Origin of the sequence: Miltoncostaea oceani (assembly GCF_018141545.1) — a bacterium.
Lineage (GTDB): Bacteria > Actinomycetota > Thermoleophilia > Miltoncostaeales > Miltoncostaeaceae > Miltoncostaea > Miltoncostaea oceani.
In genome coordinates this window covers 2,107,664-2,121,144 of the sequence record NZ_CP064356.1, presented here as the reverse complement: position 1 = coordinate 2,121,144, position 13,481 = coordinate 2,107,664, and the positions used below count along the sequence as shown (strand labels likewise).

General features: G+C 75.4%; 13 protein-coding genes and 1 pseudogene. 6 read left to right on the top strand and 8 right to left on the bottom strand.

The window, feature by feature from the left end:
• The first annotated feature begins 7 nt into the window (after positions 1-7).
• From IU369_RS10790 to IU369_RS10780, 3 genes are all read left to right on the top strand, one after another.
• Positions 8-526, top strand: coding sequence for an RNA polymerase sigma factor (locus IU369_RS10790; RefSeq protein ID WP_217920986.1), 519 nt, complete (start codon positions 8-10; stop codon positions 524-526).
• Positions 510-1,631: a hypothetical protein gene (locus IU369_RS10785; protein WP_217920985.1), complete on the top strand. Its 1,122-nt coding sequence runs from the start codon at positions 510-512 to the stop codon at positions 1,629-1,631. Before IU369_RS10790 ends, IU369_RS10785 begins: the two co-directional genes overlap by 17 nt.
• Positions 1,632-1,873: 242 nt before the next feature.
• Positions 1,874-2,599: a metal-dependent hydrolase gene (locus tag IU369_RS10780; protein ID WP_217920984.1), complete on the top strand. Its 726-nt coding sequence runs from the start codon at positions 1,874-1,876 to the stop codon at positions 2,597-2,599.
• Here IU369_RS10780 and IU369_RS10775 read toward each other — a convergent pair.
• Positions 2,596-3,180, bottom strand: a complete 585-nt coding sequence (locus IU369_RS10775; RefSeq protein WP_217920983.1) for a TetR/AcrR family transcriptional regulator — start codon at positions 3,178-3,180, stop codon at positions 2,596-2,598. The two genes, IU369_RS10780 and IU369_RS10775, sit on opposite strands and share 4 nt — an antisense overlap.
• Before the next feature lie 157 nt (positions 3,181-3,337).
• On the opposite strand from IU369_RS10775, the gene IU369_RS10770 reads away from it, so the two are divergent.
• Complete coding sequence (locus IU369_RS10770; protein ID WP_217920982.1) at positions 3,338-4,693, top strand: MFS transporter; 1,356 nt, start codon at positions 3,338-3,340, stop codon at positions 4,691-4,693.
• 88 nt (positions 4,694-4,781) lie between these two features.
• On the opposite strand, the pseudogene IU369_RS10760 reads toward IU369_RS10770, so the two are convergent.
• The 6 genes and pseudogenes from IU369_RS10760 to IU369_RS10735 all read right to left on the bottom strand — a co-directional run bounded on the left by IU369_RS10760 (position 4,782) and on the right by IU369_RS10735 (position 10,744).
• Positions 4,782-5,719 (bottom strand): annotated as a pseudogene (locus IU369_RS10760) (cation diffusion facilitator family transporter).
• A 68-nt stretch (positions 5,720-5,787) separates the two neighbouring features.
• Entirely contained in the window at positions 5,788-6,681 is an 894-nt protein-coding gene (locus tag IU369_RS10755) for a serine/threonine-protein kinase (RefSeq protein WP_217920979.1), read from the bottom strand.
• Positions 6,678-8,516, bottom strand: coding sequence for an ABC transporter ATP-binding protein (locus tag IU369_RS10750; RefSeq protein WP_246551494.1), 1,839 nt, complete (start codon positions 8,514-8,516; stop codon positions 6,678-6,680). Before IU369_RS10750 ends, IU369_RS10755 begins: the two co-directional genes overlap by 4 nt.
• 64 nt (positions 8,517-8,580) lie before the next feature.
• On the bottom strand, positions 8,581-8,733 hold the full coding sequence (locus tag IU369_RS10745) for a hypothetical protein (RefSeq protein WP_217920977.1): 153 nt from the start codon (positions 8,731-8,733) through the stop codon (positions 8,581-8,583).
• A gap of 353 nt (positions 8,734-9,086) precedes the next feature.
• Complete coding sequence (locus IU369_RS10740; RefSeq protein WP_281426239.1) at positions 9,087-9,287, bottom strand: DUF429 domain-containing protein; 201 nt, start codon at positions 9,285-9,287, stop codon at positions 9,087-9,089.
• Positions 9,288-9,535: 248 nt separating this feature from the next.
• On the bottom strand, positions 9,536-10,744 hold the full coding sequence (locus IU369_RS10735) for an NAD(P)/FAD-dependent oxidoreductase (RefSeq protein ID WP_217920975.1): 1,209 nt from the start codon (positions 10,742-10,744) through the stop codon (positions 9,536-9,538).
• A gap of 168 nt (positions 10,745-10,912) precedes the next feature.
• Between IU369_RS10735 and IU369_RS10730 the strand changes: the two genes are divergently transcribed.
• Positions 10,913-11,944, top strand: a complete 1,032-nt coding sequence (locus IU369_RS10730; RefSeq protein ID WP_217920974.1) for a LysM peptidoglycan-binding domain-containing protein — start codon at positions 10,913-10,915, stop codon at positions 11,942-11,944.
• Here the strand turns inward: IU369_RS10730 and IU369_RS10725 are convergent.
• Complete coding sequence (locus tag IU369_RS10725; RefSeq protein WP_217920973.1) at positions 11,905-12,432, bottom strand: hypothetical protein; 528 nt, start codon at positions 12,430-12,432, stop codon at positions 11,905-11,907. The genes IU369_RS10730 and IU369_RS10725 overlap by 40 nt on opposite strands.
• A 20-nt stretch (positions 12,433-12,452) precedes the next feature.
• Between IU369_RS10725 and IU369_RS10720 the strand changes: the two genes are divergently transcribed.
• The gene (locus tag IU369_RS10720) at positions 12,453-13,481 is read left to right on the top strand and encodes an LLM class flavin-dependent oxidoreductase (protein WP_217920972.1); all 1,029 of its coding nucleotides are present in this window, start codon (positions 12,453-12,455) and stop codon (positions 13,479-13,481) included.

Here is a 13,481-nt window from a genome sequence, read left to right as displayed (position 1 = left end):
TGACGACGTGACCGACGAGGAGCTGGTCCGGAGCGCGCTGGCGGGGTCGGGTGACGCCGCCACCGAGATCTTCGACCGCCACTGGGACGGGTGCCTCCGCGTCGCGTATGCCGTCTGCGGCCGGCGGGAGCTGGCGGAGGACGCCGCCCAGGACCCCCTGGTCACCGCGATGCGCCGCCTCGGGCAGTTTCGCGGCCCCGACCTCGCGGCGTGGCTGCGGCGCATCGCCGTCAACCGCACCCTCACCCTGATGCGGGGCGACCGCCGCCTCGTGTCCCTCGACCACGTCGCCGACGCCGGCCTCTGGGACGAGGTGGAGATGCCCGACGCCGCGCTGCGCGACGGCGTGCGCGCCCTCTCGCCGGAGCGGCGGACCGTGGTGGTGCTGCGCTACTGGCTGGACATGTCGCCGCCCGAGATCGCCGAGGTGCTCCAGGTGCGTCTGGGGACCGTCAACTCCCGTCTCGCCCGCGCGCTGGGCGACCTGCGGGCCGAGCTGGAGGTGCCCGATGCCGGACGCGCTTGAGCGCCGACTGAGGGACGCCCGGCCGTCCCCACCCGCGTCGGCGGAGGCGCGTCGCCTGGCGGCGCGTCGTGTCGTGCTCGAGGAGCGGGCAACGGGCCGCTCGAGGCGTTGGGGCGGCTGGGGCCTGCTCCGGCCGGCGCTCGGTGTCCTCGGCCTCGTCGCCGCGGTCGGCCTGGTCGCCGTGCTGCTGGTGGCGGGGCCCAAGGGTGCCGAGGAACCGGCCGGTCTGCGGTTCGCGGGGCGGCCCGACCCGGGTACGGCCCTTCGGCTGACGGTGGAACCGGTCCATCCCGGCCTGACCGCCGCGCAGGCTGCGGAGCGGTCGGTGGCGGTCGTCCGGGCCCGTGCCGCGGCGCTCGGCGTCAGCGGCCTCGAGGCCGTGCCGGGCGCAGGGGGCACCGTGCAGGTGTGGGTGCCCGAGTCCGCTGCGGAGGGCGCGCTGGACACGCTGCTCGACCCGGCGCGGCTGTCCGTGGTGAACCTCACGACGGTGTCGGTGGCGGGAGGCTTCGCCACCCCGCGTGCGATGCTCCGCTCGTCCAGCACGAACGGGGAAGGGCTCCCCGGGGCGACGTTCCACGTGGTCGATCCCCTCACCGGGGCCCTTCTCGGAGGACCGGCGCCGACCCGTCGCGAGGCCGAGGCCGATGCGGGACCGGGGCGGCCTCGTGAGGTGCTGGCCCTGCCGCCGGGTGTACTGCTCGTTCGCGGGTCCCTCGACCAGGTCGGCGGGGCCGTCGTCGCCAGGCCCGAGGGCGGATGGATGGCGATCGGCGACGGCCCGGCGGTCAGGCGCGCGGACATCGCCCGCCTCGAGCCCGCCGTCGGCGGTGTCCGGGCGGTGCTGACCCGCCCGCTGCCACGCCGGGTCGGGCGCGCGGGTCACCGACGGCCCGGTCCGGAGTTGGTGCTGCTGGTCGAGGGCGGGGCGCGTCGGACCCCCGAGCTCACCGGCACCCTCTACCCGGACCGCCCTCTGACAGGGGCGCGCTCCGTCGTGTTCGCCGTCCCCGAGGAGATCCGCGCGCGGACCGTGGCGCTGTTCGCGGCGGGTGAGTTGCCGGCGCGCCTCCGGGTGGACGCGCAGGTCACCACGGGGCGTTAGCCCGACGCCGTCAGAGGCCGCCCCCGCCGCCCCGCGCGCCCACCACGAGGACCGCTCCGCATCGGACGCGCCGCGACCCCGGCTCGCCCACCCGCAGAGCGCGAGCACCACGACGACGACGACGGTGCGACGATCCAGGTCACGGGGCCGATCCTCCCACGGGGGGCGGCGCCGGGCCGCGGGGGCAGGCCCCGCGGCGGGCGCTGGGATAGGTTCGTGGCCACCGCGACAAGGGGGACACGATGGACCTGCGAGGCAACACGGTGACCTGGCTCGGTCACGGCACCTGGCTGTGGCAGAGCTCCGAGGGGAAGAAGATCCTCATCGACTGCTGGCTCGAGGGGAACCCGTCGACGCCGGACGAGTACAAGGACCCGGCGGCCCTCGGCCTCGACGGCATCCTCATCACGCACGGCCACTTCGACCACATCGGCCAGGGCGGCACCGAGGCCCTGCGCTGCATCCAGGGCAGCGGGGCCGCCGCCTTCGCGCAGTTCGAGGTCGCCGCGTACCTCGGGGCGAAGGGGGCCGAGGTGACCGGCTTCAACATCGGCGGCACCGTCGAGGTCGCCGGGGTGAAGGCCACGATGGTGACGGCCGCCCACAGCGCCGGCATCACCGACGACGACGGATCGATGGTCTACGGCGGCGTCGCGGCCGGGTTCGTGCTCGAGTTCCCGGACGGCCTCGTCGTCTACCAGGCGGGCGACACCGACGTCTTCGCCGACATGACCCTGATCGCGGAGCGCTTCTCGCCGCACGTCAGCGTCCTGCCGGTCGGCGACTTCTACACCATGGGTCCCGTCGGGGCGGCGCACGCGATCCGCCTGCTGGGCGCGACGCAGGTGCTGTGCGGCCACTTCGGCACGTTCCCCGCGCTGGTGGGCACCCCCGCCGCCGTGCGGGAACTGGTCGGGGCGGGCGTGGACGTGCCCGACCTCTCGCCGGGCGACCGCTTCGGCGCCTAGCCCCCGTCCGGGGAGGACGTCCCCCGGTCCCCCGCCGCGCGGGGGGCCGGGAGGGTGCCGGTGACGACGGCGTCGATGAACTCCGCGTCGAGCGGCTCCCGGGACACCATCGCCCGGTAGAAGAGGGGGCCGGCGATCATCGCCACGGCCTGCTCGACGTCGAGGTCGGCCGGCAGCTCACCCGACGCGATCCCCCGCTCCAGGGCGTCGGTGAGGGGGCGGCGGCGCTCCGCGACGGTGGCGACGTGCAGGCGCGCGAGGCCCTCGTCGCGGCTGGCGGCGTCGAGCAGCGAGCACATCGTCGCCCGCCAGTCGCTCTCGTTGAGCTTCGCGGCGAGGCCGGTGAGCACCGCGCGGACGTCCTCGCGGACCGACCCCGTCGCCGGCGGGGGCCCCGGGGGGCCCGAGCAGGCGCCGAACGCCTCGATCATGAGGGCCTCGCGGCTGTCCCAGTGGCGGTAGATCGTCGTCTTCGCCGCCCCCGACCGGGCCGCGACGGCCTCGATGGTGACGCCCGAGAAACCCTCCTCGGCGAGCACCTCGGCGCAGGCGTCCAGGATCGACGCTCTCGATCGCGCCACCCGCGGATCCGTTCGCATCCCGACCCCCTCCGATCGCCGCCCGCCGGTCTCTCCGAGGGGCTTGCGCACTCCGCTACGCGAGCGTATCGTAGCGCCCCTCGCAGGTCCGCTACGCCAGCGTAGCGCACGTCCAGCAACGCCCCTCGGAAGGCTGGAAATGGGCTCGCAGAGCACCCGCAAGTGGATCGCGCTCGTCCTCCTGTGCGCGACCCAGTTCCTGGTGGTCCTGGACGTGGCGATCGTGAACGTCGCCCTCCCGTCGATCCAGACCGCCCTCGACTTCTCGCAGGAGAACCTGCAGTGGGTGGTCAGCGCCTACACCCTCACCTTCGGGGGCCTGCTGCTGCTCGGGGGGCGCATGGCCGACCTGCTCGGCCGCCGCCGCGTCTTCATGGTCGGCCTCGTGGTCTTCTCGGTCGCGTCGCTCGCCTGCGGCTTCGCCACGAGCGACACGTTCCTGATCGCCGCCCGTGCGGTGCAGGGCATCGGCGCCGCCGTCATCTCCCCGGCGGCCCTCTCGATCCTGGTGACGACCTTCCAGGAGGGCGCGGAGCGCAACAAGGCGCTCGGGATCTGGGGCGCCATCGCCGGCATCGGCGGGGCGGCCGGCGTGCTCGTCGGCGGCATCCTCACCGACACGCTCGGCTGGGAGTGGATCTTCTTCGTCAACGTTCCCGTCGGCCTCGCCGTCCTGGCGCTGGTGCCGCGCTTCATCGACGAGAGCCACGCCGAGGCCGAGACCCGGAACTTCGACGTGGCGGGCGCCGTGTCGGTCACCGCCGGGCTCGCGCTGCTCGTCTACGCGCTCGTCAACACCGACAGCGCGGGATGGGCGTCGGCGGAGACGATCGGCCTGTTCGCCGTCTCCGCGGCCCTGCTCGTCGCGTTCGTCGTGATCGAGCTGCGCGCGACGGCGCCGCTGATGCCGCTCGGCATCTTCAAGCTGAGGAGCCTCACCGGCGCGAACATCGTGGGCCTGCTGCTCGGGGCCGCGATCTTCTCGATGTTCTTCTTCCTGTCGCTCTACATGCAGCAGGTCCTCGGCTACTCGGCGCTGAAGTCGGGCTTCGCGTACCTGCTCGTCGCGGTCGTGATCATCTTCGCGGCGGCCGCGTCGCAGGCGCTCGTGACCCGCTTCGGGGTCAAGACGATCCTCACGATCGGCATGTCGCTGCTGACGCTCGGCCTGCTCTGGTTCACCCAGATCGACGTGCAGGGCGGGTACCTCGTCGACCTCGTGCCGGGCTTCGTGCTCGCCGGCATCGGCCTCGGCTTCTCGTTCGTGCCCGTCTCGATCGCCGCCCTCCAGGGGGTCCGCCCCCACGAGGCGGGGATCGCGTCCGGGCTGATCAACACGTCGCAGCAGGTGGGTGGCGCGCTCGGCATCGCGATCCTCTCCACGATCGCGACGACCCACACCGAGTCGCTGATCGAGGACGCGGGCGGCGCGCAGTCGGCCGTGCCGGGGCCCTCACCGAGGGCTTCCAGTACGCCTTCGCGGTGGGCGCCCTGATGGCCGTCATCGGCCTGATCGCGACGCTCGTGTTCCTCGACCGGGACCGCCGGCCGCAGGAGGCGCTCGAGGAGGCCCGCGCCGAGGCCTAGCCGGCGGCGGGGGGTGCGGGGGGCCCGGCCTCGGCGAAGAGGTCGGGCTCCAGGTAGATGACGCGGGCGATCGGCACCGCCGCGCGGATGCGCGCCTCGGTGGCGTTGATCGCCGCCGCGATCCCGGCGGCCGACAGCGACGGGCCCAGCTCGATCTTCGCGGCCACCAGCAGCTCGTCGGGGCCGAGGTGCAGGGTCCGCATGTGGATGAGGCGCCGGACGTCGTCGCCCGCGGCGATCTCCGCGGCGATCCGCCGCTGCAGCTCGGGGGTCGCCGACTCGCCGATCAGCAGGCTCTTCATCTCGATCACCAGGATCACGGCGATCGTGACGAGCAGGACGCCGATGGCGAGGGTGCCGACCCGTCCCACCGCGGCTCGTCGGTCGTGACCGCCAGCGTCAGGCCGCCGAGGGCGAACATCAGCCCGAGGAGCGCGCCGAGGTCCTCGAGGAGCACCACCGGCAGCTCCGGCGACTTGGAGCGTCGCACGAACGCGACCCAGCCGAGCCCCCCGCGGACGTGGTTCGACTCCCGCGCCGCGGTGCGCAGCGAGAACGACTCCAGGACGACGGCGACGCCGAGGATCACGAACGCCACGATCGGGGAGTCGATCTCGTGGGGGTGGCGGATCTTCTCGACGCCCTCGTACATCGCGAAGATCCCGCCGACGGAGAACAGCACGAGGGCGACGACGAACGACCAGAAGTAGCGGTCGCGCCCGAACCCGAACGGGTGCTCGGGGGTGGCGGGGCGGGCCGCCTGGCGGCCGCCGAGGAACAGGAGCCCCTGGTTGGCGGTGTCGGCCAGCGAGTGGATCGACTCGGCGAGCATCGACGACGCCCCCGTGACGAGGAAGCCGGCGAACTTGGCGATCGCGATCCCGAGGTTGGCCAGGAACGCGGCGAGGATGGCCCGCTTGCTGCCCTCGTGCACCGTCGCCCCGTCCGGTCGGCTCGTCCCGAGCCGGCGATGTTCTCACGCCCGGCGCCGGCGGGGGCGGATCAGGAGAAGCGGCGCTCCGCGGGGGGCAGGCCCGCGAGGGGCTCGAGGGCGCCGATGACCGCCCCGACGGCCGGGCGCCGCGACGGGTCGGGGTCGAGGCACGCGTCGATCAGGTCGACGAGGGGGCGCGGCGTGCGCCGCAGCCGGCGCACCGGCGCCGGCGGTCCGTCGAGCTGGGGGTACGTCCGGGGGCGGTCGTCGTCGCCCGACGAGGCCGACGGCGGCGGCGGCGGGGAGCCCGGGGGCGGGTCGGGGTCGAACGCCGCCTGCCCGGTCGTCGCCTCGTAGAGGACCGCCCCGAGCCCCCAGACGTCGGCCGCCGGTCCGACGATCCCGCCGCGGGCCTGCTCCGGCGCCATGTAGCACCACGTCCCGACCCCGGCGGGGCACCGCCCCGGCCGCCGGGCGAGGCTCATGTCGATCAGCTTCGCGCGGCCGGCCTCCGCCACGACGTTGGACGGCTTCAGGTCGAGGTGGAGCCAGCCCGCGCCGTGCAGGTAGCGGATCGCCGCGGCGAGGTGCAGGCCGAGGTGGGCGACGTCGGTGACCGGCAGGCGCGGGTCGGCCTCGTCGATCAGGTGGGCGAGGGTCGCCCCGGTCAGGGTCTCCATCACCACCACGATGCGGGGCTCCGTCACGACCTCGTAGCCGCGGACGATGTGGGGGTGGGCGAGGCGGCGGATGAGGCGCCCCTCCGTCACGAGCCGCCGGGCGGCGGCGCGGTCGTCGCGCCGGTCGGGGCGCAGCGCCTTCGCGATGCAGCGGGTCGCCCGCACGTCGCTCCACGCGTCGTAGACGTCGAGCGTCCTCCCCCGGCTGAGGTGCGCGATGACGCGGTACCCGGGGGCGATCTCCGCGCCGGGGCCGAGGGGCGGCGGGCCGGGGGCGCTCACGCCGGGACCGCCCCGGCGGCGTCGGCGGCGGTCTCGCGCTCGTGGAAGAGGCGGGCGTAGAGGCCGTCGCGGGCCAGCAGCTCGCTGTGGGTGCCCTCCTCGGCGACCCGCCCGGCGTCGAGGACCACGATCCGGTCGGCGTCGCGCACCGTCAGCAGGTCGTGGGAGATGACGATCGAGGTGCGGCCGCGCATCAGCTCGCGCAGCGGCTCCACGAGGCGGCGCCGCGTGAGCTCGTCGAGCCCGGTGGAGGGCTCGTCGAGGATCAGCAGCGGGGCGTCGCGCACCAGGGCCCGTGCGATCGCGACCCGCTGGCGCTGGCCGCCCGACAGGTTGCGCCCGCGGGCGTCGAGCATCGTGTCGTAGCCCTCGGGCAGCGCGCGCAGGAACCCGTCGGCGCCCGCCGCCCGCGCCGCCGCGGCGATCTCGTCGTCGGTGGCGTCCGGCCGCCCGACGGCGATGTTCTCCCGCGCCGAGGCCTGCAGCACCAGCGTCTCCTGCATCAGGACGGCCATGGAGTCCCGCAACGAGGCCAGGGTCACGTCGCGCACGTCGTGGCCGTCGAGCCGCACGACGCCCGCGTCGGGGTCGTGGAGGCGCAGGATCATGCGGGCGAGCGTCGACTTGCCGGCGCCGCTCGGCCCGACGAGCGCGACGGTCTCGCCGGGCTCGGCTCTCAACGACACGTTCCGCAGGGCCGGCGCGTCGGCCCCCGGGTAGGTGAAGGAGACGTCGTCGATCTCGACGACGCCCCGGGCCCCCGTCAGGACGTGGGCGCCGGGGCGGTCGGCGACCCGGGGCTCCTCGTCGAGCAGCTCGATGACCCGCTCGGCGCCGGCGGCCGCGGCGAACACCGAGTTCGCGAGGGAGCTGAGGTCGCGGACGGGGCCGAGGAGCTGGGTGAGGTAGGCGAGGAACACCAGCAGGCCGCCGATCGTGAGGCGCCCCTCCGTGACCGCCCAGGTGCCGAGCCCGATCACGAGCAGCGCGGCCGCCAGCTCGAGCATGTCGATGACGGGCGTGAACAGCGCCTTGATGCGGGTCGAGGCCAGCTCGGCCTCCATGATCCCCTCGCCCTCGCGGCGGAACCGCGCGACCTCGGCGTCCTGGCGGTTGTACGCCTGCACGAGCGACGCGTTCGCGAGGCTCTCCTCGGTGACGGCGCTCAGGGAGCCGCTGCGCCGCCGCTTCTCGCGGGCGGCGTTCTTCGTGAGGCGCGAGAAGCTGCGCGCCGTCAGCCAGAAGAGCGGCGCGATGACGAGCGCGACGGTGGCGAGGCTCCACTCGAGGTAGAGGAGGGCGCCGCCGAAGAAGAGGATCCGGAAGACGGCCGACAGCAGGTCGGCGATGCCGGCGAGGGCGACGGTCTCGATGGCGGCGACGTCGCCGCTCATCCGGCTGACCAGGTCGCCGACGCGCCGCTTGTCGACGTCGCCCGCCGAGAGCCGCTGGATGTGGGCGAACACGCGGGTGCGCAGGTTCAGCACGAAGCGCTCCCCGACCCACGCGGCCAGGTAGCTGTCACCGAAGTTGATGACCGCCCCGATCAGCGTGAGGCTGACGTACGCGAGGGCGATCCAGCCGAGGGGACCGAGGTCGCCCGGCACGAGGACCTCGTCGACGACGAGCTTGAACAGCCAGATCTCGGCGGTCTCGATGGCGGGGACGACGACCGCGAAGACCATCCCGATCGCGATCCACTTCCGGTACGGGCGCGCGTCCGGCCAGAAGCGCCGGAAGATGGTGCGGACCGGAACCCGGGGGGCCGCGTCCACGAGCTGCGGGCCCGAGGCCTCGGGCATCAGCATCCGGCGCAGCCACAGGCGGAATCGCATCACGGCAGCACGAGGAGGCCCCGCCGTGGGCGGGGCCTCCGGTCGCGCGTCGGGGCGGGTCGGGTCAGGAGCTGGTGTTCCGGCGCCGGCGGATGCGGCGGCGCGGCTTCGGCCTGCGGCGGCGCCGGCGCTTGGGGGCGTCCGAGTCCGAGTTGCTGTTCGAGTCGGCGGAATAGCCTCGCGAGGCGGGGATCATCGCGGTGAACTTGGCGGCCATGACGCTCTCCTTCGTCGTGGGTCGTCGGGGTGACGGAGGGCAATGTAGGAACGGGTCGTGAGCCCTCCGTGAGGCGGGGATGAGAGTGCTCTCATCCCCGCCCGGCGGAGCTACGAGCTGGTGTTCCGGCGGCGCCGGCGGATGCGGCGGCGCGGCTTCGGCCTGCGGCGGCGCCGGCGCTTGGGGGCGTCCGAGTCCGAGTTGCTGTTCGAGTCGGCGGAATGGCCTCGCGAGGCGGGGATCATCGCGGTGAACTTGGCGGCCATGGTGTTCCTCCTCAGTGGTCGGTTGCTGTCGAGGAGGAACCTAGGAGCGCTGCGTGAGACCCCCGTGAGCCGGGCGTGAGACTGCTCTCACGCGGTCGCGAGGCCCCCGAGCGAGCCAGCCGCGGGGACGTGGATCCACCCCTCCCGGAGGGCCGGGGCCGCGAGCTCCGGGGGCGGGGTGGCCGTCGCCCCGCGGTCGACGGCCCGCGCGACGAGGGCGCTGACGAGGGCGTCGAGCACGTCGTGACGGCCGGCGCACGCGGCCCGACCCCCGCGTCCGAGGCGCAGCCACCGCGCGCCCGCGGCCCGGCTCCCACTCGATCACGCAGGTGCCGGTGCCCTCCGGCGACGCCGCCAGGTCGATGCCGAGCGTCCTCAGCCTGGATCCGCCGTATCTCGCGGCGCGGATGCGCGAGATCGCTCGCGCCATACGGGATTCGGCGCGACCGCAGGGGTCACCCTCCCGGTGCGACGCCGAATCCCGCCTGACGCGGCGCTTTCGCGCCCCGCATCCACGATCTCCGCCGGATCCAGGCTCATATGTGCAGCTCCTCCGGTTGCCGCTCCCCGTTGCCCGCGAATCTCGCCCCCGACAGGGCGGCGGCGGACGGGAAGGTGCGGTGCTCGCCGTGGACCATCAGCTCGGCCAGGGCGAGCGCCGCGGCCCACGACTGCATCACCCCTCGGCCCGAGAAGGAGTGGATCTCGAACGCCCCCCGCAGGCCGCCGACGGCGCCGAGCAGGGCGGAGTTGTCGGGCGACAGCTCGTACAGGCCCGTCCAGCCGCGGACGTGCTCGAGCCGGTCGAACGCGCTCGCGCGGTGGGCGAGGCGCGGCCAGATCTCGCGCTCGAAGAACGCGGCGCCCTCGTAGTCGAAGCGGTACGCCGGGGGGTCGCCGGGGGGCGAGTAGCCCGCCAGGAACAACCCCTCCGCCTCGTGGTGCAGGTAGACGTCGGTGGCGTCGACGATCATCCCGTAGGGGGAGAGGTCGACGTCGCGGGTGCCGACCAGGCACACCTGCCGCGGCACCGCCCGGCAGGGCACGGGGGCGCCCATCAGGTCGGCGAGCGGTGCCGCCCACGGACCGGCGGCGTTGACGAGGCGCGCGCAGGCGACGCGGGTCGTGGCGCCCCGCGCCGGGGCGCCCTGCAGGGCGGCGTCCGCCCCGGGGGCGTCGACCTCCGTCACGTCGGCGCCGGTGACCCGCCCGTCCCGGACGTGGACCGCCGTCACCATCGACCGGTCGGCGAACCGGGCCCCCGCCGCCCGTGCCCGCGCCCGGTAGAGCTCGCGGACGGCGTGGGGGTCGACCAGCCCGTCGTGGGGCGAGAACGTCGCGCCGGCGAGGTCGTCGACGCGGTCGATGAACGGGAACCGCCGCCGCACCTCGGCGGGCGTCAGCAGCTCCACCTCGCGGCCCCGGTCGTTCTGCATCGCGACGTGGGCGACGGCCTCCTCCCACCGGCCGGGCCGGTGGAGCCACAGGTAGCCGCGCTCGCGGAACCCGACGGCGTCGCCGTGGCCGGCGAGCTCCGCGATCGTCGCGGCGCACAGGTCGACGTTGACCGGCCGCCACCACGTGGCACGCACGCCCCCGGCGTTCAGCTCGGACGAGGAGCGGACGCCCGCGAGGTCGGGGTCGACGACCACGACGCCGTCCTCGCCCATCTCGGCGAGGTGCATCGCCACCGCGCTGCCGGCGAGCCCCGCACCCACGACCAGCGTCCCCGCGACGGGGTCCACCACCCGGCCTCCTTCCCGCTGTCCCGGCCATCCTTAGCCGAAAAGGGCGGCGCGGGGGGGCGGGGGAGGGGCGGGGGCGCCCCGGGGGAGGGGGGCCCCGGAAAAAGAGGGAGGCGGGGAGGGGGTGGGAGGACTGGAAACCTGCGCGCGAAGCCCGATAGTCCGCGCATGAGCGCTCTCCGACCCACCCCCCTCCAGGGCCTGCTGCTCCTCGCCGCGGGCATCGTGCTGCTGCTGATCGTCGGCCTCGGGACCGCCTCCGCGGCCACCGTCACCGTCCGGTCCGGCGACACCCTCGGCGCCATCGCGGCCCGCAACGGGACCACGGCCACCGCCCTCGCGGCGGCGAACGGCATCGCCGACCCCGACGTCGTCCGCGCCGGCACCCGCCTGCGCCTGCCGGGCTCCGGCACGTCGGTCGCGGTCACCGGCACGTCGTCCGGCGGGGGCTCCTACACCGTCCGGTCCGGCGACACCCTCGGCGCGATCGCGGCACGGCACGGCACCTCCGTCGGGGCGCTCGCCCGCGCGAACGGCATCTCGGACCCGAACGTCCTGGCCGTCGGCCGCCGCCTCACCGTCCCCGGTGGCGGCGGCGTCCCCGCGGGCATGGTCCCCGTCGGATCCGGTGGGAGCGCCGGCGGCTACACGGTGCGGTCCGGCGACACCCTCGCCGGCATCGCGGCGCGCCACGGCACCACGGTCGCGGCACTGGCGGCGCTCAACGGCATCTCCGACCCGAACGTGCTCGCCGTCGGCCGCCGCCTCAGCGTGCCGGGCGGGGCCCCCGCCTCCGGCGCGTCGTCGACGTCACCGACGCAGGTGCGGGCGCTGCTCGACCTCTACTCGGGTCGCCACGGCGTCGACCCGTCGCTCGCCCGCGCCATCGCGTGGCAGGAGAGCCGCTGGATCCAGAGCGCCCGGTCCCACGCCGGCGCCATCGGCGTCATGCAGCTCATGCCGGCGACGGCGCGCTGGTTCGGCCCCGCGGTGCTCGGGCGCCGGCTCGACCCGACGCGCCTGGAGGACAACATCGAGGGCGGCGTCGCCTACCTCGCGTGGCTGCAGCGCCAGTCCGGGGACACCCGCGTCACGATCGGCGCCTACTACCAGGGCCTCGCCGCCATGCGGGCCCGCGGCCCGTACGACGACACCCGCGACTACATCGCCAGCGTGCTCTCGTTCAGGGGCAGCGTGTAGAGCGGCCGGCGGCCCGCCGCGAACGGGGAGCTCCCGAGCTCGCGGTAGATCGCCTCGCCCGTGGCCTCCTCGCGGGCGCGCACGTGGCGGTGGTTGATGAGGTCGACGGCCCCGACGGCGGCGACCACCCCCCCGAGGACGGCGGCCAGCCCGGCGCCGGCGGCGCCGACCAGGCCGACCGCGACGACGGCGAGCACCAGGCCGACGAGGCACCGGCGCAACGTGTCGCGCGGGCCCTCGATGCGGGCCGCGGGGTCCTTCGCCGGGACGGGGCGCCCGTCGCGCATCCACCGGGTGCTCCACCAGCTCAGCCCGCCGATGAGGAGCATCACGACCGCGAAGGGCACGAACGCCCGGGCGGGGCTGACGTCCCCCGCGAACACCGCGACGAGCAGACCGGCGAAGCCGATGGCCGCCTGCCCGCTGCCCGACAGGCGGAGCTCGGTGGCCAGCCTCGCGACGGGCCGTGCGGTCGGGATCGGCGGCACGGGCTGGGATACTGACAGACGTGACACCCCCGCTCGCCATCCCGGTCGACGCGCAGCTCACGGGGGCCGGCCCCGCCGACCTGGCGGCGTTCGCCCGCGCCGCCGAGCGGGCCGGGTTCTCCCGCCTGTGGGCGCCCGAGCTGCACCGCTCGTCGACGATCGCTCTCGCCGTGGCCGCGGCGGCGACGGAGCGCATCGGCGTCGCCACCGGGATCGCCCTCGCGTTCACCCGGAGCCCGATGACGCTGGCGCTCGAGGCCCTCGACCTCGACGAGCTCTCGGGCGGGCGGATGGTGGTGGGGCTCGGCGCCGGCGTGCGGCGCCTGAACGCCGACTGGCACGCCGCCCCCTACGACCCGCCGGTGGCGCGCATGCGGGAGACCGTCGCCGCGTTCCGGGAGATCACCTCGGCCCTCGCCGAGGGCCGCGACGCCCGGTCGCCCGGCGAGCTGGTCGCCGTCGACGTGCGGGGCCTGCGCCGCGGGCACGCCGCGCCGCGGACGCGGATCCCCGTGTGGCTGGCGGCGGTGCTCCCCGGCATGACCCGCCTCGCGGGCCGCGTCGCCGACGGCTTCCTCGACCACCCGGTCACGAGCCCCGCCTGGCTGCGCGACCGGCTGCTGCCGCCGCTGCGCGCGGGGGCCGCGCGGGCGGGGCGGCCCGTGCCCGAGGTGGCGGGGGCGCTGATCTGCGCGGTCGACGACGCCGACCCGGGCCGGGCGGTCCGGGCGGCCGCCGCGACGGTGGGCTTCTACGCGACGGTGCGGACCTACGCCGGCATGTTCTCCGAGCACGGCTTCGCGGACCGGCTCCCCGCGATCCGGGAGGCGTTCCTCGCCGGCGACGGCGCGCGGATGGCCGACGCCGTCGGGCCCGACATGACGGCGGCCTTCGCCGCGGCCGGGACGCGGGCCGACGTGGTGGCGCGGGCGCGTGAGCACGAGGGGCTCTGCGACCGCCTGTGGGTGACGCCGCCGCACCACCTGCAGGACGCCGACGCCGTGCGCCACTGGCAGGACGGGATACTGGGGGCCTTCGGCGCCCCCTGA

What these genes read in the sequence shown, in the direction of transcription:
- IU369_RS10770 (WP_217920982.1), top strand. Translation starts at nt 3,338, where the DNA reads ATGGGCTCGCAGAGCACCCGCAAGTGGATCGCGCTCGTCCTCCTGTGC.
- IU369_RS10785 (WP_217920985.1), top strand. Translation starts at nt 510, where the DNA reads ATGCCGGACGCGCTTGAGCGCCGACTGAGGGACGCCCGGCCGTCCCCA.
- IU369_RS10780 (WP_217920984.1), top strand. Translation starts at nt 1,874, where the DNA reads ATGGACCTGCGAGGCAACACGGTGACCTGGCTCGGTCACGGCACCTGG.
- IU369_RS10750 (WP_246551494.1), bottom strand. Translation starts at nt 8,516, where the DNA reads ATGCGATTCCGCCTGTGGCTGCGCCGGATGCTGATGCCCGAGGCCTCG.
- IU369_RS10745 (WP_217920977.1), bottom strand. Translation starts at nt 8,733, where the DNA reads ATGGCCGCCAAGTTCACCGCGATGATCCCCGCCTCGCGAGGCTATTCC.
- IU369_RS10730 (WP_217920974.1), top strand. Translation starts at nt 10,913, where the DNA reads ATGAGCGCTCTCCGACCCACCCCCCTCCAGGGCCTGCTGCTCCTCGCC.